A 17,680-nucleotide genomic window follows, 5' to 3' on the forward strand; every position below is an offset into this window, starting at 1 on the left:
CGGGCCGGCCGGCCCGGGACCTGGACACGTGTTCCATCCCGGGGGCGCCTGGCGCTACGCTCGGCGCCATGTCCTCAATGCCTAACTTCGATCAAGCGCTCGCCTCTCTCTCGGCCACCTTCGAGGGGGAGTACGTGTTCGCTCTCGTCGACGACATCCCCACAGGGATCCGTCCGTTCGCGATCGTCCGGGACGCGGACCTCTACACCGTCGTCCTGTCCACCGACCAGGCCGCGGACGCCGGCCTGCCGACCGCCAAGACCTACGCCCGCATCTCCCTGGGCCTAGCCGCCGATCTCGACTCCATCGGGATCACGTCGACGGTCTCGCAGGTGCTGTCCGCCCGGTCGATCGTCGCCAACGTCATCACCTCCGCCCGTCAGACCCACCTGTTCGTCCAGGCCGACCGCGCCCAGGAGGCCGCGGACCTGCTCACCGAGCTGGGCCGCAACGCCCAGGGGTGGCTCCCCAAGCCCTGACCGGGCCCAGCGCCGCGGCGCCGCCGTCCCCCGTCGGGGCGGCGGCGTCGCGCGCATGAGGCGCGCAGCGGCTCACAGGCGGCGCGTCCCCCGCTCGTACTGGCGGGGCGGGGCGGGCAGGGCCGTGGCCTCGGCCCGCAAGCGGGACGCCCACGCGCGCCCGATCATCGGATCGGTGAGCAGGGGCCGCCCGATCTCGATGACGTCGGCGTCGCCGGACACGAGGATCTGCTCGGCCTGGGCTGCGCTGGAGATCAGTCCGACGGCGGCGACGGGCACCGGGGCGCCGGCGGAGCGCAGGGCCTCGCGGACGGCGCGGGCGGCGGGCACCTGGTACCCGGGACCGGCGGGGACCCTCGTCACGACGTTGCCGCCGGTCGAGACGTTGATCATGTCGGCGCCGTCGCCGACAAGGTCGACGACGAGGCCCCGGGTGTCGGCGAGCGTCCACGAGGCGGCGCCCGGTCGCGAGTCGTCCTCGACCCAGTCGGTGGCCGACAGGCGGATCATCAGGGCGGCGTCGCCGATGGCGGCGCGGGTGGCGCGCACGGTCTGGCGCATGAGGCGCGCGCGGTTCTCGCCGGACCCTCCCCACCGGTCGGAGCGCGCGTTGGAGGCGGGCGAGAGGAACTGGTGGAGGAGGTAGCCGTGCGCGCCGTGGATCTGGACCCCGTCGAAGCCGGCGGCGACGGCGCGTCGGGCGGCGTCGGCGAAGGCTCCGGGGACGGCGGCGGTCTCCTCCCCGGTCAGGGGGCGGGGGACGGGCAGGCCCTCGGCGAAGGGGATCGGGGAGGGGCCCACCGGCTCCCATCCGCCGATGTCGGGGGTGGCGGGGCCGTCGGCCTCGGCCCACATGGGGCGGCCCGAGGCCTTGCGGCCGGCGTGGTTGAGCTGGATGAAGGCGCGGGCGCCGCCGGCGTGGATGACGTCGGCGAGCCGCGCGAAGTCGGGGATGAGGGCGTCGTCGTGCAGGCTCAGGCAGTTGATGGAGATCCGCCCCCGGGGGACGACGGCCGTCGCCTCGACGACGACGGCCCCGACCCCGCCGAGGGCGCGGGCGCCGTAATGGACGAGGTGCCAGTCCGTCGGCCGTCCGAGGCCCGGGCCCGAGGGCGCTGCGGAGTACTGGCACATCGGTGGCATCCACAGGCGGTTGGGGACGTCGACGGAGCCGACGCGAATCGGCTGGAAGAGGCGGCTTCTGCTCATGGGGACAGCCTAGAACCAGTGCCGGCGGCCCGCCGGCAGCGCCCCGTCGAGGCAACGACCCCCTTCCGGCCGGGGGAGCTGGGGGACGGGGGTCAGCGCGCGAGGCCCCGATGGGAGGGCGGCTCCCCGGGCGGGTAGTCTGGGGGCATGGCAAAGGAGCTCTCCCGAACGGATCGAGCCATCGTGCGTCTGGCCGACGGCACGGTCAAGCAGCAGAATCTGCTGACGGGCACGGAGGTGTGGACCGTTCCGGGGCGGGGCCACCGGCCGATGGGGATTCCCCGCAGCGAGCACCGCCCGTTGGATCCGTCCCACGAGGGCGACCACTGCGCGTTCTGCGAGCACCGCTATCTGGAAACGCCTCCGGAGAAATCCCGTCTGGTGCGCGACGGCGGGGGCGGGTGGCACGAGTTGTCGGGGCTGCCCGCCGAGAAGCTGGGGGCCACGACCGCAGAGTTCCGCCGGATCCCCAATCTTTTCGAGATCGTCTCCTACAAGTACTGGAACCTCAATCACGGGCACGTCCCCTCCGAGGACGCGCGCCGCCGCATGGCGGAGTACCTGGCGTCGTCGGAGGGCTACGACCACATCATGCGGGTCGTGCGTGCGCGCCTCCTGGCCTCGGGGCTGACCGAGGAGGAGTTCGCCGCCATGTCGGAGACGTCCAGGCTCCACGAGGCCAACGGGTTCTTCTCCGGGGGGCACGACCTGATCGTCGCCAGGCGCCATTTCGTCGACGGGGCCGCCGACGACTCCCAGTTGGCGGGGTCGGGGACGCTGTCCCCCGACGAGCACTACCAGTACACGGCGTACACGGCGCGCACGATGCGCGACCTGTACGGCCTCAACCCGCAGGTCCGCTACGTCGCGGCCTTCCAGAACTGGCTCAAGCCGGCGGGCGCGTCCTTCGACCACCTCCACAAGCAGCTCGTCGCCATCGACGACCTGGCGGTCCAGACCGAGGCGGAATTGGACCGGTTGAGCTCCCAGCCGGAGATCTACGAGGAGATCCTCCGGGTCGGGGCGACCCGTCGGCTCCTCATCGCCCAGAACGACCACGCGGTCGCGTTCGCGGGCTTCGGGCACCGGTTCCCGGGGATCGAGATCTGGCCGCTGGGGGGTCCGATCGAGCCGTGGCAGGCCGACGAGGAGCGGATGCGGGCCGTGTCGGACCTGCTTCACGCCGCGCACGCGGCCACGGGCGCCGACGTGCCGTGCAACGAGGAGTGGTACCACCGGCCGCCGTCGGTGGCGACGCCGATGCGCTGGAGGATCCTCCTCAAGTGGCGGATCTCGACGCTGGCGGGCTTCGAGGGGGGCACGCGGATCTACCTCAACACCATCGACCCCTGGCAGGTCGTCGAACGGGTGGTCCCGCGCCTGGAGGAGATGCGCGAGTCCGGGGCGATCGGGCCGATGAGGATCGGCTCCGAGTGCCGGGTGGCCCCGAGGATGCTGCGCGACTAAACGCGCGTCCTCGTCGGCCTCGTCGACGCGAGACGGTCCGCGGAGCCTCCGCCGCCCGACGCGGCGGCGGCTCTCAGCTCTGCGGCTCCTCTTCGGCGGGGGGCGGCGCCGTCAGCCCTTCCTCCCACATGACGACCCGCTGCCCGGCCGCGGCGGCGGTCGCCTCGTCGGACGGGGCCTCGGCCCCCGACGGCGCGAGGAACCAGTCCGCCGCCGTGTCGCCCAGCGCCGACTCGTCGAGGGGGTAGACGGCCCCGGCCTCGGCCAGCGCCCGTTGACCGCGCCACCCGAGGAGCCAGGCGATGAGCGATTCCGCGCCGTCCGACAGGGACTCGCGATCGTCGTCGGCGACCCCGGCCGCGTAGACGGTGCGCGCCAGGCACGTTGAGGGGACCGGGACGGCCGCCGACTCGGTGCCCGTGTTGTTCAGGGCCCGCGCGGCCGTCGACCGCGGGGCGACGACGAGCGGCAGGTCGCCGGGCGCGTCCGACTGCGCGTCCCCGCCGTCCTCGCTCGACTCGTCCTCGTCGTCGACGAGGAGGTCTGCGGCCGTCCACTGCGCGAGCGCCGCATCCACGGAGGGGGCGATGACGGCGCTCGCGCCCAGGCCGCGAGCCCACTCCCCCAGCGCCTCCCCGGTCGACGCGGCGACCGCCTCGACGAACGCCCTCCCGGTGCTCGTCGCCCGCGGATCGGGCACCGCCAGGAGGGAGGCGTAGGGGGGGCGGCTCAGGGCGTCCGCGGAGTCGGGCATCGCGAGCGCATTCGCCGACATCCACGAGCGGTCGGCGAGGACGCACACGTCGTCCCGGCCGTAGGCGATGGCGCCGGGCGCGCCGACCAGAGCCGTCCCCTCGGGCGCCGTCGCGTCCTGCGGGGCGCCCGCGAGTGCCCCGCCGGCCCCCAGCGCCTCGGCGGCGTCGAGGCCGACGACGACCTGCGCGCCCGATCCCTGGGCCTCCGGAGCCGAGGCGACCTCGACGATCCGCAGGTCGAAGCCGGTGTCCTCAGTGAACGCCGCACGGACCCGGGACGGCAGCCGGGAGCCCTCGACGACGGCGACGACGACGATCCCGCGCCCCGTTCGGGCGGCGGGGGCGCCCAGGAGTCCCGGGTGGGCGGACTGCGCGTCCTCGGGCGCCTCGGGGCTCTCCCCGCCCGGGACGAGGGGGGCGGCGAAGGGGTCCGCGGGGGCGGTGGGGGCCACGGACGCCGTGCATCCGGCGAGGAGCGCGGCGCAGGCCGCGGCCAGGGCGGAGGCGGCGAGGCGGGTCATGGTCATGGGGAGCCCCTTCGTCTGCGACGTGCCATCGAGTCGATCGCCCTCAGTGTAGGGCGCCGGCCCGTCACGGCGGCGACGCGGGTCGTCTGCGCCGAGGCCAGCCCCTCGACAGCGGCGAAGTCGCCCCAGGCGAGACGACGACTCGGGCCTCCCGCGCCGAGGCCCGCCCCTCGTGCCGGTCCGGTGCCCGCCGGGCGCGCGGCCGCGTGCGCGCCCGGCCCGATCGAGGGTTCCCGTCGGCCCGCCGGGCCCAGCATCAGACGCCGGACGCCGGCGGTATTCGCGGACGGGGATCCGGACCCGGCGCGCGCGAATCGGAGCAGATACCGATACGCGGCATGGACCGACGAGCACCGGGTTCGCATACGCGAATCGGATCGACGCTGCCGCCCGCCCCTCCAGCGCGTCATGCCGGGCCCGCATGCGCGAGCCGGGGAGGACTCAGGGGACCTGATTACCGTGGAGAACGACGCCGGGCCCGCGTGCGCGAGGCGGGGGACGTGCGGCATGATGGTCCAGGACGCGGGGCCCGGCCCCGATCACCGGCGGCCTGATGCGGCGGCCCTATCGGAAGGACTCGTCATGGACGATCTCGGGTGGAAGCTCGCCAGTGCCGGGGCGCTCGCCGTCGCCGCGTTCGGCGCCAACAAGCTGACCGAGGCCGGGTGGAAGCTCGTCACGGGCAAGAAGATCCCGAAGGAGGGCGACGACGAGGCCGCTCTCGTCTCGATCGTCCTGTTCTCCGCCGCCTCCGCCGCCATTGTCGCCGTCGCCCAGCACTACGCGATGAAGCGCGCGAAGAAGTGGTACGGCCCGGGCTCGGCCCCCGGCATCGAGGCCTGACGGCGCCCGCAGGCGATTCGGCCGGCGAATGCCCTGAGCCCCCTCGTGCCCGATACCTCGTCGTGACGGCATAGACCGACCAGGGCGCAGCCCCTCAGTCGTGCTGTCGAATCATCGGCGCCCGCGGACCGCTCACCCCAGATAGGGCAGGAACTCGGACAAGTCCGTCCGCTCCCCCGACGCCTGGACGAGCCCCCCGGCGACGGCCTCGCCCCATGCGAGATCGCCGACCGTCAATCGCAGCCACGTGTCCGCGTCCGTCTCGACGACGGCCGGAGGGGTGCCCCGCCGATGCGTCGTCCCCGGGAGGATCTGGACGGCGCCCACTGGCGGGACCCGGACCTCGACGGACCTGCCCGGGTGGAGCTCCCCGAGCTCCTCGAGGCTGAAGCGCACCGCGGTCCGCACCCGGGCGCGCGGGGCTCCCCCCTCGCGCCACTCGCGCACGGCCGCGAGGCCGTCCGTCGGATCGATTCGTCGTCTCGGCATGAGAGGATCCTAACCGGGCCCGTCCTCCCCAGTCCGGGGGGGGGAGTTTCAGGGGGTCCCCCCACAGACGCGGGGCACGGCCGTCGACGACACTGGTGGAAGGAGGTTTCATGCCGGTGGACGAGCGCAGCACCTGGGAGAGGGCGCTGACCTTCAGGTCGGTACTCGATCTGGAGGAGGCCTCCTCCCACAGCTGGTACCCCGACGTCCTCGTCCGGCTCGCCGGAGCGGACCGGCCCGGCGACCTCACCGCCCGCAGCGTCGTCTCCGCCCCCTTCCTCGTCGACGTCGCCCGCGCCTCCGGCGACCTCGCCGACAACGGTTCCGAGATCGTCCGCGTCCTCTCCGACCACTTGCGCGAAGCCGCCCGGTCGCGTCACCGGCTCTGGGTGTCCGTCCTGCCCGCCGGCGACGTCGCCCGGTTGGAGGACCGCCTGGGCCCCGGCCTCGTCTCCGTCGCCGGGCCCGAGAGCGACGGCGCCGTCCCGGTCGCCGTCAACCCCTCCCTCGTCCTCGACGCCTGGTCCGACGACGAGGGGCCCCGCCGAGGGGTTGTCGCCCGTGCCCTGGGAGGCATCGACGCGCTGACCGCACTGCCCGCCGCGGTGCGCGCGGCCAGTCGCGCCGGCGCCCACTTCATCGACCGGTCCGCGCTCATCAAGCTCATCGTCAGCCCGACGTTCATCGCCTACGCCGTCGTCTTCATCTACTCGACGCTGCGCGCCCTCCCGGTCGTCCTCGTCCCCGGGTTCACCGGGAAGGTATGGGTCCTGTGGACCATCGACGTGGTGACCGCGGTCCCCTACACGTGGGGGATCATCGCCATGGTCGCCGGGCGCCGCCTGTCGAAGAGGATCCTCGGGTTCTGCGTGACGGTCGCGACCTTCGTTGCCCCCTACGTGTACTTCTGGATGCACGGGCGCGAAGCGCCCCTCGGCGTCCTCGCGTTCATCGCCGCCATGTTCGTCGGCGCGATCGCCCTGGAGGTCATCCGCTGGTGGCGGGACTCCTCGATCCGCCGGGGCTTGGCGCGCTGATCTCGGCAGCCGGCCCTCCGGCATCACGGCAGCCCCACGGCCGACAAGGCTCCTCGCGGCCGCGCCGGGTGGAGCGAACGACCCGGCACCCCGGCACCGGCCCATGGAGGATGGGCAGGCCGTTTCAGGCGGCTGAGGAGTCACGGGGCAGGCAGGATGCCCGGCAGAGGCGGGGAGACCGGCCCTGCGCGATGGGTCGAGGGGGAGGGGATCGAGGCCGAGTCTGCGCGTCCTGGAGAACCTGCTCGTGAGGAGACCGGATCGAGTAGGAATTCGCAGAAGCCGACGATCAGGCCTTCACGGGCCCCGTGAAGGAGCGGATCAGGCAGGTGGCGACGAACCATCCGCCGCTGACCCAGAAGACGACGAGCGCCCACAGCGGCTGGGCCGGGACAAGGGCGACGAGGACCCCCGTCGACGCGATCCACGCGACGACCGCCACCAGCGTCACCGACCGGAAGCGCGAGCAGCGCATCGGATGCGTGTAGTGGAGGGGCACGAGCGTCAGGGCCGCCATCGCGATGGTCATGACGATGTTGACCGTCCCCGAGGTCTGCAGGACGTACATGATGACGGCGACGACGTTCCACGCCGCCGGGAACCCGACGAAGTAGTTGTCCACCGACTTCTCCCCCGCGTTCGCGTAGCAGAAGATCGACGACGCGAGGATGAGGACGAACATCGTCAGGGCCACCGGCGTCGGCCCCAGTGGCAGGTACAGGTACATGAAGAGCGCCGGCAGGAAGGTCCACGTCAAGTAGTCGATGACGATGTCGAGGACGGACCCGTCGAACCACGGAACCGCCTCACCCACGCGCGCCCGGCGCGCGAGGGTCCCATCGACGCCGTCGACGACGAGCGCGACCCCCAACCAGGCCCACATCGCGGCGATGTCGCCGTTGATCAGGCTGATCGTCGCCAGAGCCGCCCAGGCGATGCCCGAGAGCGTGAAGAGGTGGACCACCCAGGCGACCGCCCGCTGGGGCAGTGTCACCGACGGGTCGGCGGTCGGCCGGTCGAATCCGAAGCTGATCGACAAAGCGGGCACATCTACTCCTCGGGTCGGCGGCCGTCGGGGCCGGCGGGCATCTCGAGCGCGGGTCGCAGGCGCGGGCGTGCCCGCGACCTCATGCTGCCACATATGAAAGGGGCCGACGCGCATTCCCCGTCACTCGCACCCGCGACGGGGGTCGCGTTCGGCCCCTGGTCACCAGTGTGCACGTCTTCGGGTATGCGAAACAAGTGCGAGACGCATTTTCAGGGTGAGATCCGGGGATTCCCGGATACTGGTCCCACCCCGGGGACCCGCAACGGGGCGGCCCGTTGTTCAGATCGGAGCCTCCACCGATCCCCTCGAACGGGGCCCGCAGCGGGGCGGGCCCCCGTTCGACCCGGTCCCCTCACGCGCCACGACCCGCCCCGCGCCCGGCCAGGGCCGGTCTCGTCCCCGCACCGGCGCCCGGCCATCGACTCACCGCCCCCGCCAGCACGCGCGAGCCCGGCGGGCGAGACCCCGTGACCCCGGTCGCCCGCCTAAACCCGGCCACCGGACGGGACCGCGCCCCTCGTGGACAGCAGCACCGCTCGACGGACCGCACCCGAACTCCCGACCGACTACCCCTAGAAGCGGTCGCGCAGCGCCGACTCCGACGCCTCCCTGAGCTCATCGAGGTCCGCCACCCACCCCGCGCCGTTGCCCGTGTCCCCCAGGAGGTCGACTCCGGTGACGACGAGCATGTCCCCGCCGGTCGTCCCCAGGCGAGCCGCCGGCACGCCCTCCGCCTCGGCCGCCGCCGCGAGGGCCTCCACCGCGTACTCCGGGACGGCGACGATCGCCCGCGCCTGCGACTCCGACAAGAGCATCTCCAGGTCGCCGACGCCGTCGCGGCGCGCCGCGTCCGACACGTCGAAGGAGCCGCCGATGCCGAAGCGCAGGGAGGCGTCGACCAGGGCCTGCGCCAAACCGCCGTTCGACAGGTCGTGGGCGGCGCGCACCAGCGGGCGCGCATCCGGTCCGTCCGCCGCCGACAGGGCGCGCACGACGTTGCCCAGGCGCACCTCGGCCCCCAGGTCCACGGCGGGCGGCAGCCCGCCGAGATGCCCATGGACAATGCGCGCCCACGCCGACCCGTCGAATTCCTCGCGCGTCGTCCCCAGGAGGAACACGGCCAGGCCCTCCTCGGCGAACCCCGACGGATTGGCCCGCGTGACATCCTCCATGATGCCGAGCATCCCGACGACCGGCGTCGGGTTGATCGAGGAGGACGGCAGGTTCTTCTGGGCCCCCGACGAGTTGTACAGGGACACGTTCCCGCCGGTCACCGGGATCCCCAGCTCGACGCACCCATCGGCGAGGGCCTCCATCGCGGTGACGAGCTGCCACATCGCGTCGGTGTCCTCCGGGCTGCCGAAGTTCAAGCAGTCGGTGATCGCCACCGGCTCGGCGCCGACGACCGCGACGTTGCGATACGCCTCGGCGAGGGCCTGCTTGGCGCCGGCCGCCGGATCGAGCTTCGTGTACCAGCCGTTGGCGTCGGTGGACAGGGCCACTCCCAGGTTCGTCTCCTCGTCGACGCGGATCACACCCGCATCATCGGGCTGGGCGAGCGCGGTATTGCCCTGGACGTAGCGGTCGTACTGGTCGGTGACCCACGCCTTCGACGCCTGGTTGACGTCGCCGAGGACGGCGAGGACGTCCGCGACGAGCCCCGCGCCCGTGGTCGGGCGCGGCAGCGACGCCGACGTGTCCGCCTGGAGGTCGTCCTGCCACGCGGGCCGGGCGTAGGGCCGGTCGTACACGGGGCCGTCGTGGGCGACGGTCGCCGGGTCGACGTCGACGATGCGATGCCCGAAGTGGTCGATGGTCAGGCGCGAATCACCGGTCAGGCGCCCGATGACCGAGGCCTCCACGTCCCACTTGTCGACGATCTCGAAGAAGCGGTCCCGGTCCGCGGGGGCGACGATCGCCATCATCCGCTCCTGCGACTCGGACATGAGGATCTCCCCGGCCGTCAGCGTCGGGTCGCGCAGGAGGACGTTCTCCAAATCGACGTGCATCCCCGAGCCCCCGTTCGACGCCAGCTCCGACGTCGCGCAGGAGATGCCCGCGGCCCCCAGGTCCTGAATGCCCTGGACGACCTTGGCGGCGAACAGCTCCAGGCAGCACTCGATGAGGACCTTCTCCATGAACGGGTCGCCGACCTGGACGGAGGGCCGTTTCGCGGGCATCCCGTCCTCGAAGGTCTCCGACGCGAGGATCGACGCCCCGCCGATGCCGTCGCCGCCGGTGCGGGCGCCGAAGAGGACGACGAGGTTGCCCTCGCCGGTGGCGTTCGCCAAGTGGATGTCGTCGTGGCGCAAGACCCCCACGCACAGGGCGTTGACCAGCGGATTGCCCTGGTAGGACGCGTCGAACTCCGTCTCGCCGCCGATATTCGGCAGCCCCAGGCAGTTCCCGTAGCCGCCGACGCCCGCGACGACGCCGTGGACGACGCGCGCCGTGTCCGGGTGGTCGACGGCGCCGAAGCGCAGCTGATCCATGACGGCCACGGGCCTGGCCCCCATGGAGATGATGTCGCGGACGATGCCCCCGACGCCGGTGGCGGCCCCCTGGTAGGGCTCGACGAAGGAGGGGTGGTTGTGGGACTCGACCTTGAAGGTCACGGCCCACCCGCCGCCGATGTCGACGACTCCGGCGTTCTGCCCCATGCCGACGAGGAGGCGGCGGCGCATCTCCTCGGTGGTGCGGGCGCCGAACTGCTCGACGAGGTGCTTCTTCGAGGACTTGTACGAGCAGTGCTCGGACCACATCACCGAGTACATCGCCAGTTCGGCGTTCGTCGGCCGTCGACCGAGGATGTCGCGGATGCGCTGGTACTCGTCCTCCTTCAATCCCAAGTCCCTCCACGGCATCGGCCGTTCGGGAGTGGCGGCGGCGGTGTCGACGGTATCGGGCAGTTCACGGGGCGCGCCGTGCGCGTCGTCGGCGGTCATGCGGGGCTCCATTCGGTGGGGTGCGGCGCTGGGCCGCCGGTCGTGCGTGGGGCGTCGGCTCGGGAGGTCCCGGCCGGCGCGTGTCGTAGGTGGGTGGCGCCGGCCCGAGGGTCGACGCGCGAAGCGCCCGTCAGGCGCCGACGAGGGAGGCGACGGCGGACCGGAAGATCGCCAGTCCCGCCGTTCCGCCGTGGGCGCGGGCCAGGTCCCCGTCGCGCACGAGCGGGCCGAAGCCCTCCTCGACCGCGTACTCGGGGTGGGGCATGAGGCCGACGACGTTCCCGGCCTCGTTGGACACTCCCGCGATGTCGCGGGCCGACCCGTTCGGGTTGACGCCCACGTAGCGGAAGACGACCCTCCCCTCGCCCTCGAGGCGCTCAAGCTCCTCGGGGGAGGCCTGGAAGTTGCCCTCGCCGTTCTTGAGGGGCACGGTCAGCTCCTCTCCGGCCGTCAGCGCCCGCGTCCACGCGGTCCGATCGTTCTCGACGCGCAGGACCTGATCGCGGCACACGAACGTCTGGTGGTCGTTGCGGATCAGCGCGCCCGGCAGCAGGTGCGCCTCGCACAGGACCTGGAAGCCGTTGCAGATGCCCAGGACGGGCATCCCGCGGCCGGCGGCCCGCACGACCTCGCGGCAGACGGGGGCGACGGCGGCGATCGCCCCGCAGCGCAGGTAGTCGCCGTAGGAGAACCCCCCGGGCAGGATCACCGCGTCGACGCCGCGCAGATCGGCGTCCTTGTGCCACAGGGCGACGGGCTCGGCGCCGGCCAGGCGCACGGCTCGCGCCGCGTCCCGGTCGTCGAGGGTGCCGGGGAAGGTGACCACTCCGATGCGCGTCACTGGGCGCCCCCGGCCTCGACGATCTCCTCGACGCGCACGACGTCCTCGATGATCGGGTTCGACAGGACCTCCTCGGCGGCGCGGCGCGCGTCGGCGAGGAGGGCGTCGGTGACGGGGCCGTCCACCGCCAGGTGGAAACACTTGCCCTGGCGCACGTCGGTGAAGCCCTCGATGCCGAGCCTGGGCAGGGCCGAGCCGACGGCCTTGCCCTGCGGGTCCAGGATCTCCGGTTTCGGCATCACTTCGACGATGATTCTCCCCACGGCGTTCCTCCTTGTTGGGTGTCGGGCGTCCGGCAGTCGGATGCCCGGGTCTTGGGCCCGGTGGTCCGGGAGCGGGTCAGAGCCTCGGGTCGGCGCCGGTGATCCGGCGGAAGGCCTCGATGTAGCGGTCCCGGGTGGCGGCGACGACCTCGTCGGGCAGGGGCGGGGGCGGCGCGTTCGAGCCCCGGTCCCACCCGGAGGCTGGCGATGCCAGCCAGTCGCGGACGTACTGCTTGTCGAAGCTGGGGGTCTCCCGGCCGGGGATCCACTGGTCGGCGGGCCAGAAGCGCGACGAGTCGGGGGTGAGGATCTCGTCGGCGAGGACGAGGGCGCCAGTGGCCGGGTCGAGCCCGAATTCGAACTTCGTGTCGGCGATGAGGACGCCGCGCTCGGCGGCGATCGCGCGGGCGCGCTCGTACAGGGCCAGGGAGACATCGCGCAGGCGCTCGGCCAGGGGCCGGCCGACCACTCGGGCGGCGGCCTCGAAGGAGATGTTCTCGTCGTGGTCGCCGAGCTCGGCCTTGGCGGCGGGCGTGAAGACCGGGGCGTCGAGGCGGCTGGCCTCGACGAGACCGTCGGGCAGGCGGATCCCGCACACGCTCCCGCGGTCGCGGTACTCGGCCAGGCCCGAGCCGGTGAGGTATCCGCGGACGACGCATTCGATGGGGATCATGTCGAGGGCCCGGCACACGACGGCGCGCCCGGCGACGGCCTCAGGGACGGCCCGCGGATCCGCGGGGTCCGCTGGGTTCGGCTCGGTGGCGATCAGGTGGGTGCCGACGATGTCGTCGACCCTCCCCATCCACCAGACGGCGAGCTGATTGAGGATCGTCCCCTTGTCGGGGATGGTGGTGGGGAGGATGCGGTCGTAGGCGCTGATGCGGTCGGAGGTCACGATGAGGAGGCGGTCGGGGGACCCGGACCGGCCTGCGGGGGCGTAGAGGTCGCGGACCTTGCCGGAGGACACGTGCTCCCAGCCGGCCAGTTCGAGGTGAGCGGTCATGGGGTCGTTCCTCCGTGTCTCGCGGGGTCAGGCGCCGGGGGCGTCGAGGACGGCCGGCCAGGTGGCGATGTCGGTGCGGTGGTGCTCCCCGTCGAAGTGGATCTTCGCGACGCCCGCGTAGGCGGCGGTCCGCGCCTCGTCGACGGTGCGCGCCCTGCCGACGACGTCGAGGACGCGCCCCCCGGAGTTGACGAGGGCCGTGTCGGGTTCGAAGCCGCAGCATCCGGCGGCCACGTCAGCGGGGTCGGAGGTGATGGTCTCGGCGGTGCCCGCGTGGATCACGTGGACGCCGGGAAGGGCCTCGGCTTCGTCGATGCCGGTGATCTCGTGGCCGGTGTCGAGGGGGCCGGGGTATCCGCCGGAGGCCATGACGACGGTGACGGCGGCGTCGGCCGACCAGGCCGGGGCGGGGGCGTCGGCCAGCGTCCCGGTGGCGGCGGCGTGCAGGAGGGGGGCCAGGGGCGAGTCGAGGCGCTCGAGGACGACCTGGGTCTCGGGGTCCCCGAAGCGGACGTTGAACTCGACGACGCGGATGCCCGCGCAGGTCATGGCGAGGCCGCAGTAGAGGAGGCCCCGGAAGGGCGTGCCGCGCTGGGCCATGCGGGCGACGACGGGGACGGCGACCTCGCGGACGATCTCGTCGACGGCGGTGTCGGGCAGCCACGGCAGCGGGGAGTAGGCGCCCATGCCGCCGGTGTTGGGGCCCTGGTCGGCGTCGCCGACGCGCTTGAAGTCCTGGGCGGGCACGAGGGGGACGACGGTCGTGCCGTCGGCCAGGCAGAAGAGGGAGACTTCGGGGCCGTCGAGGTAGTCCTCGACGACGACGGCGCCCGAGTCGCGCGACAGGCAGTCGCGGGCGTGGGCGAGGGCGTCATCCCGGTCGTCGGTGACGATCACGCCCTTGCCGGCGGCGAGGGCGTCGTCCTTGACGACGTGGGGGGCGCCGAGGTCGGTCAGGGCCGCGTCGACCTGGTCCATCGTCGTACAGGTGTAGGAGCGGGCCGTGGCCACCCCGGCTTCCTCCATGATCCGCTTGGCGAAGGACTTAGAGGCTTCGAGTCGGGCGGCGTCGCGCGTGGGTCCGAAGACGGGGATGCCGGCGTCGAGAACGGCGTCGGCAACGCCGGCGACGAGTGGGGCCTCGGGGCCAATGACGACCAGATCGACGGCTTCGGCCACGGCCCGGCGCACGACGTCGGCGGGGTCGAGCGGGTTGAAGACGAGGGAGCGGCCGAGAGGCTCGAGGCCGGGGTTGCCGGCCTGAACGATGAGATCGACCGGGGCGGTGTCGGTGGCGGTGCGGATCAGGGCCCGGGCGAGTGCGTGTTCGCGCCCCCCGTTGCCCACCAGGAGAACCTTCACATTCATCAGCTTAGCGGGCCGGGGAGGAGTCGCGGGGCGCAGTGTGTGCACAACCATGCGTCTCGGCGTCGTTTGGACGCGTTCAAGGGGCGAAATCGCGTCGAGAAGCATCGCGGTGCACAGATGGAATATGGAATGGAGAACGGCCCCCGTGATCATGATCACGGGGGCCGTATGAGCGTCTGCTCACCGGGTCGGGGCTATTGCCGTCAGGCGATAGCCCCGACCCACCGGATCACTGCCGGCGCTTGCGCACAGCGAGCAGGATGCCACCGGCGATCAGCGCGACGAGAGCCCCACCGGCAACCACCGCCGCCGACGACCCCGTCTTGGCGAGCAGCGAAGGCGCCGACGGAACCATGGGTGCGGTCTTCCCGGGGGTTCTCGGAGCGGGAGGGATGGGCGAGTACTCGTTACGAGCGGCGACACGGACGATCTCCTCATCGGGGACGATCACCTGAGCATGCGAAATGCGCGAATCGAGCGAGTACCCGGGAACCATGGCGGATGCGGTGTCCTCACGGATCGTGCATGTCGTCCCCGCGTCGACCTGCGGTGATTCGACGGGGTCCCCGTTCCCCGGGACCACGATCGTCCGCTCGCCCTGTCCGCAGTCGTAGATGAACGTGAACTCAGCGGGGACGTCGGCCCCGTGAGCTTCAACGGACTTCGCGATCGAGAACCTGCCGAGACGGCGAGTGTAGGTGTTCGTCACCTCGATATTCACCGACGCGTTCTTCTCCAGCGCGAACTCAGCGCTGGTCCCGTCCGTTCTCTCCCCGTTGACCGTGATCGTGGTCATCCGGTCGGTGTGGTCAACATCGGCCGGCTCTTCCTCGGTGATCGTGCAGACGCCCGTCGGAAGAGGGGAGATTGTCTGCGACTCGTTCGCTTTGAGCGAGAATCGACCGTCAGCCGTCGTCTTGGACGTTGCGGGGTCCAGGCACGTGTAGGTGAAGGAGAACTCCGCACCGTCGGCCAGGTTCGCGGCGGTCCCATCGACCTTCTTCCGGACGGTGAAACCTCCGGTATCACGGGTATAGGCGTTGTGGAACACGACCTCAACAACCTGATTCGGAGCATCGATCGTGATCGTCTGCGGAGCGGGGGGCTTCAGAGTGAAACCGGGGATCGTCGCACCGTCCTGGATTTCGGAGACGACGCAGGAGGCTCCGGTCGGGAATTGCGCGCCGACACCGACGGCCTCGCCACCGGCCACGGCCGCGATCCGCCCGCTCCCGTTCGGAAGCGGCTGGCCGTTGAGCGAGCACGTGTAGGCGAAGGAGAAGCGGTGGCCGACGGCCTCCTGGGTCGCGGTCTTCTTCACCGAGAACGTCCCCGCATCACGGGTATAGGTGTTGAGGAAGACCGCGGTGTCGACTGTCACGGGGTCTTCGTCGATCATCAGCGTTGTCTCGACGGCGCCGGAGCCGGCCCTGGGGGATCCTTCCAGCGTGTACCCGTCGACTCGGACGGCAGGGTCGGCGGTCTTCTCGGTCACCGTGCACTGGCTGCCGACTGGGACGGAGACCCCTGCGTCGTGGGCCCGGCCGTCACCGGCGATGAGCAGGTCCCCCGAGGCGACGGGGGTGAGCCCGTGACGACACTCGTAATGGAACGGGAACTGCGCGGGAACAGGAGCCCCTTGCGGAGCGTCGACAGTTTTCTTGATCTTGAAGCCGCCGCGGATCTGCGTATACGTATTAGTCAGCGTGACCTCGCTGGTTCGCCCGCCGACGATCGTCACGGAAGCGTCGGAGAACCGGGCATCGAGGCGGTAGCCGGCGGACGCGGCGGATCGTTCGTCCTCACTCAGACGGCACGTCGCGCCTGCGGCGATCGGCTCGGATTGCGCCCATGTCCCGTTCGCGGGGACCACGAGGGTTTTGGAGCCGTCGCCGCAGTCGTATCGGACGGTGAAGGCTTCCGGCACGGCGGCCCCATTGGCCTCGACGGCTTTCCTCACCTTGAACGTGCCGGTCTCCTGGCGGTAGTGGTTCGTCGCGAGGAGCCTCACCTCAGATTGCGCATTCTTCGCGAAAGTGACGGCGAATCCGCCGTCGACGGGGGATACCGACGCGCCGCCCGAGACGACGTCGAGGGAGAGGGTGGCGTTGTGCGGGAGGTCCTTCTCGCGGATGATGCAGGTGGCGGAGGAACGGGTGGAGACTTCGGCGGTTCTTTCGCCGGCTCGGATTCCCGGCAGCGAGATAAACTCGTCGGCGAGGCACTTGTACTCGAATTCGAATCGGGCGTCCGACGGGGCCCCGTCACCGGTCGTCTTCTTCTCGATGGTGAACTTCGCGCGATACCCCGTGGCGTCCCCGCCCTGGCGGGGGATGAGGATCTTGCCGGTGACATCTTTCGGCTTCCCGTTCTCGGCAACGGAGATCCGGGCGGTGTTGACGACGTCGTCGAGGTCGGCGATCTGCGCGGTGGCGCGCCAGGGGATCTCGATCATCAAAGACTCGCGGGCCGGCTGGTACCTGCCGTCGGAGAGCGGCTTGAAGGAGATGACCACTCCCCCGCCCGACTTCGGGGAGCAGGACCACCGCGCCGAGTCGATCGGCGTGTCCTTGATCGCGGTGTGCGGGGCCGGAGTGCGGTCGGAGACCGTGACGCCCTCGCACAGGAGTTCATAGCCCGGGCCGTTCGAGTCCTCGATCACCAGGGGCTCGTAGACGTCGGTGCGGGTCGTGGCGACGAAAACCGTCCAGTTCCCGAGCTCGTTCCCTTCGGGCAGTCGTCCGGTCTTGCCGCTGCCTTGAGAGGTGCCGGAGGGGCCATCGGCGAGGTACTCGCCGTCGAGCGTTCCGCTTCCGCGGCATCCGGTGAAAGTCATCCGGTAGGACTGGCCGGACGTGGTGATGCGCGCACGATCCCATCCGACGGTGAACCATGCTTGTCCGGAAACGTCCCCGTACTTCTCGATCTGCGAGTTGAAGACGAATTGTGCGGTCTTCCCGGACCAGTGGCCGCGGCCAACCTCGACGCCCTCGATGCTCAGGGGGATATCCGCCTCGTGGCCGAGGACGACGAGCTCGTCGGGCAGGGTAAGGGTGAATCCGTCACCCGCGGCGGCGGAGGCATCCAGGGCGAATCTGAAGGAGACGCGGGCCTGGCCGTCCCCGCCGCTGACGAACCGTCCGCCTGTGACGAAGTCACCGGATTGCCATTCGAAGTCGCTGACCGTCCCTGCACAGGGGTTCGCGGCCCTCGCGGCCCGAACCGGGGTCACGAAGACCATCACTTGCAGGAGCAGTGCGCACAAAAGCACGAGCGCTCCGAAGTGTTTCATCCGTACGAAATCGTGGCTCCGTGCCACATGTCGTCCCACGTCATCACCTTCCTGGAATCGAGACGGCGCCAGCACAAGCAGTGGTCGCCGGAGTCCGCGAGCACGATCCGACGA

14 protein-coding genes are annotated in these 17,680 nt (G+C 71.6%); 4 read left to right on the plus strand and 10 right to left on the minus strand.

The genetic code is table 11. From position 1 onward, the window contains the following. Nucleotides 1–68: 68 nt before the first annotated feature. Entirely contained in the window at nucleotides 69–479 is a 411-nt protein-coding gene (locus tag M3T53_RS00955) for an ACT domain-containing protein (RefSeq protein WP_272432561.1), read from the plus strand. Between the two features lie 72 nt (nucleotides 480–551). On the opposite strand, the gene M3T53_RS00960 is transcribed toward M3T53_RS00955, so the two are convergent. Next, the gene (locus M3T53_RS00960) at nucleotides 552–1,688 is read right to left on the minus strand and encodes an oxidoreductase (RefSeq protein WP_272432562.1); all 1,137 of its coding nucleotides are present in this window, start codon (nucleotides 1,686–1,688) and stop codon (nucleotides 552–554) included. A 147-nt stretch (nucleotides 1,689–1,835) separates the two neighbouring features. Between M3T53_RS00960 and M3T53_RS00965 the strand changes: the two genes are divergently transcribed. Next, nucleotides 1,836–3,155 carry a DUF4921 family protein gene (locus M3T53_RS00965; RefSeq protein ID WP_272432563.1) on the plus strand — a complete coding sequence of 440 codons (1,320 nt, stop codon included), beginning with the start codon at nucleotides 1,836–1,838 and terminating at the stop codon, nucleotides 3,153–3,155. A 73-nt stretch (nucleotides 3,156–3,228) separates the two neighbouring features. Here M3T53_RS00965 and M3T53_RS00970 read toward each other — a convergent pair whose 3' ends face one another. Further along, entirely contained in the window at nucleotides 3,229–4,437 is a 1,209-nt protein-coding gene (locus tag M3T53_RS00970) for a hypothetical protein (protein WP_272432564.1), read from the minus strand. Nucleotides 4,438–5,019: 582 nt separating this feature from the next. On the opposite strand from M3T53_RS00970, the gene M3T53_RS00975 reads away from it, so the two are divergent. Next, nucleotides 5,020–5,280 (plus strand): DUF4235 domain-containing protein, encoded by a 261-nt coding sequence (locus M3T53_RS00975; RefSeq protein ID WP_272432565.1) that lies wholly within the window; start codon nucleotides 5,020–5,022, stop codon nucleotides 5,278–5,280. A gap of 132 nt (nucleotides 5,281–5,412) precedes the next feature. On the opposite strand, the gene M3T53_RS00980 is transcribed toward M3T53_RS00975, so the two are convergent. Then, nucleotides 5,413–5,769 (minus strand): sterol carrier family protein, encoded by a 357-nt coding sequence (locus tag M3T53_RS00980; protein WP_272432566.1) that lies wholly within the window; start codon nucleotides 5,767–5,769, stop codon nucleotides 5,413–5,415. Nucleotides 5,770–5,885: 116 nt separating this feature from the next. On the opposite strand from M3T53_RS00980, the gene M3T53_RS00985 reads away from it, so the two are divergent. After that, nucleotides 5,886–6,806: a hypothetical protein gene (locus M3T53_RS00985; RefSeq protein ID WP_272432568.1), complete on the plus strand. Its 921-nt coding sequence runs from the start codon at nucleotides 5,886–5,888 to the stop codon at nucleotides 6,804–6,806. A gap of 289 nt (nucleotides 6,807–7,095) precedes the next feature. On the opposite strand, the gene M3T53_RS00990 is transcribed toward M3T53_RS00985, so the two are convergent. The 7 genes from M3T53_RS00990 to M3T53_RS01020 form a co-directional block, all read right to left on the minus strand. Beyond that, the gene (locus M3T53_RS00990) at nucleotides 7,096–7,854 is read right to left on the minus strand and encodes a CDP-alcohol phosphatidyltransferase family protein (protein WP_272432569.1); all 759 of its coding nucleotides are present in this window, start codon (nucleotides 7,852–7,854) and stop codon (nucleotides 7,096–7,098) included. Between the two features lie 572 nt (nucleotides 7,855–8,426). Beyond that, nucleotides 8,427–10,799: a phosphoribosylformylglycinamidine synthase subunit PurL gene (gene purL, locus M3T53_RS00995; RefSeq protein WP_272432570.1), complete on the minus strand. Its 2,373-nt coding sequence runs from the start codon at nucleotides 10,797–10,799 to the stop codon at nucleotides 8,427–8,429. A 130-nt stretch (nucleotides 10,800–10,929) separates the two neighbouring features. Further along, nucleotides 10,930–11,640 carry a phosphoribosylformylglycinamidine synthase subunit PurQ gene (gene purQ, locus M3T53_RS01000; protein ID WP_272432571.1) on the minus strand — a complete coding sequence of 237 codons (711 nt, stop codon included), beginning with the start codon at nucleotides 11,638–11,640 and terminating at the stop codon, nucleotides 10,930–10,932. Beyond that, nucleotides 11,637–11,903 carry a phosphoribosylformylglycinamidine synthase subunit PurS gene (locus M3T53_RS01005; protein WP_272432572.1) on the minus strand — a complete coding sequence of 89 codons (267 nt, stop codon included), beginning with the start codon at nucleotides 11,901–11,903 and terminating at the stop codon, nucleotides 11,637–11,639. Before M3T53_RS01005 ends, purQ begins: the two co-directional genes overlap by 4 nt. Nucleotides 11,904–11,979: 76 nt before the next feature. Further along, entirely contained in the window at nucleotides 11,980–12,906 is a 927-nt protein-coding gene (locus M3T53_RS01010) for a phosphoribosylaminoimidazolesuccinocarboxamide synthase (RefSeq protein ID WP_272432574.1), read from the minus strand. Between the two features lie 27 nt (nucleotides 12,907–12,933). Then, nucleotides 12,934–14,268 (minus strand): phosphoribosylamine--glycine ligase, encoded by a 1,335-nt coding sequence (gene purD / locus M3T53_RS01015; RefSeq protein WP_272432575.1) that lies wholly within the window; start codon nucleotides 14,266–14,268, stop codon nucleotides 12,934–12,936. A 235-nt stretch (nucleotides 14,269–14,503) separates the two neighbouring features. Further along, a complete protein-coding gene (locus tag M3T53_RS01020) occupies nucleotides 14,504–17,545 on the minus strand; it encodes a DUF5979 domain-containing protein (protein ID WP_272432578.1) in 3,042 nt (1,013 codons plus the stop codon). Between the last annotated feature and the right edge of the window lie 135 nt (nucleotides 17,546–17,680).

The sequence above is a fragment of the Actinomyces sp. B33 genome (assembly GCF_028437565.1).
GTDB lineage: Bacteria > Actinomycetota > Actinomycetes > Actinomycetales > Actinomycetaceae > Pauljensenia.

What these genes read in the sequence shown, in the direction of transcription:
- M3T53_RS00980 (WP_272432566.1), bottom strand. Translation starts at nt 5,769, where the DNA reads ATGCCGAGACGACGAATCGATCCGACGGACGGCCTCGCGGCCGTGCGC.
- M3T53_RS00970 (WP_272432564.1), bottom strand. Translation starts at nt 4,437, where the DNA reads ATGACCATGACCCGCCTCGCCGCCTCCGCCCTGGCCGCGGCCTGCGCC.
- M3T53_RS01010 (WP_272432574.1), bottom strand. Translation starts at nt 12,906, where the DNA reads ATGACCGCTCACCTCGAACTGGCCGGCTGGGAGCACGTGTCCTCCGGC.
- M3T53_RS00955 (WP_272432561.1), top strand. Translation starts at nt 69, where the DNA reads ATGTCCTCAATGCCTAACTTCGATCAAGCGCTCGCCTCTCTCTCGGCC.
- M3T53_RS00960 (WP_272432562.1), bottom strand. Translation starts at nt 1,688, where the DNA reads ATGAGCAGAAGCCGCCTCTTCCAGCCGATTCGCGTCGGCTCCGTCGAC.
- purL (WP_272432570.1), bottom strand. Translation starts at nt 10,799, where the DNA reads ATGACCGCCGACGACGCGCACGGCGCGCCCCGTGAACTGCCCGATACC.
- M3T53_RS00965 (WP_272432563.1), top strand. Translation starts at nt 1,836, where the DNA reads ATGGCAAAGGAGCTCTCCCGAACGGATCGAGCCATCGTGCGTCTGGCC.
- M3T53_RS00975 (WP_272432565.1), top strand. Translation starts at nt 5,020, where the DNA reads ATGGACGATCTCGGGTGGAAGCTCGCCAGTGCCGGGGCGCTCGCCGTC.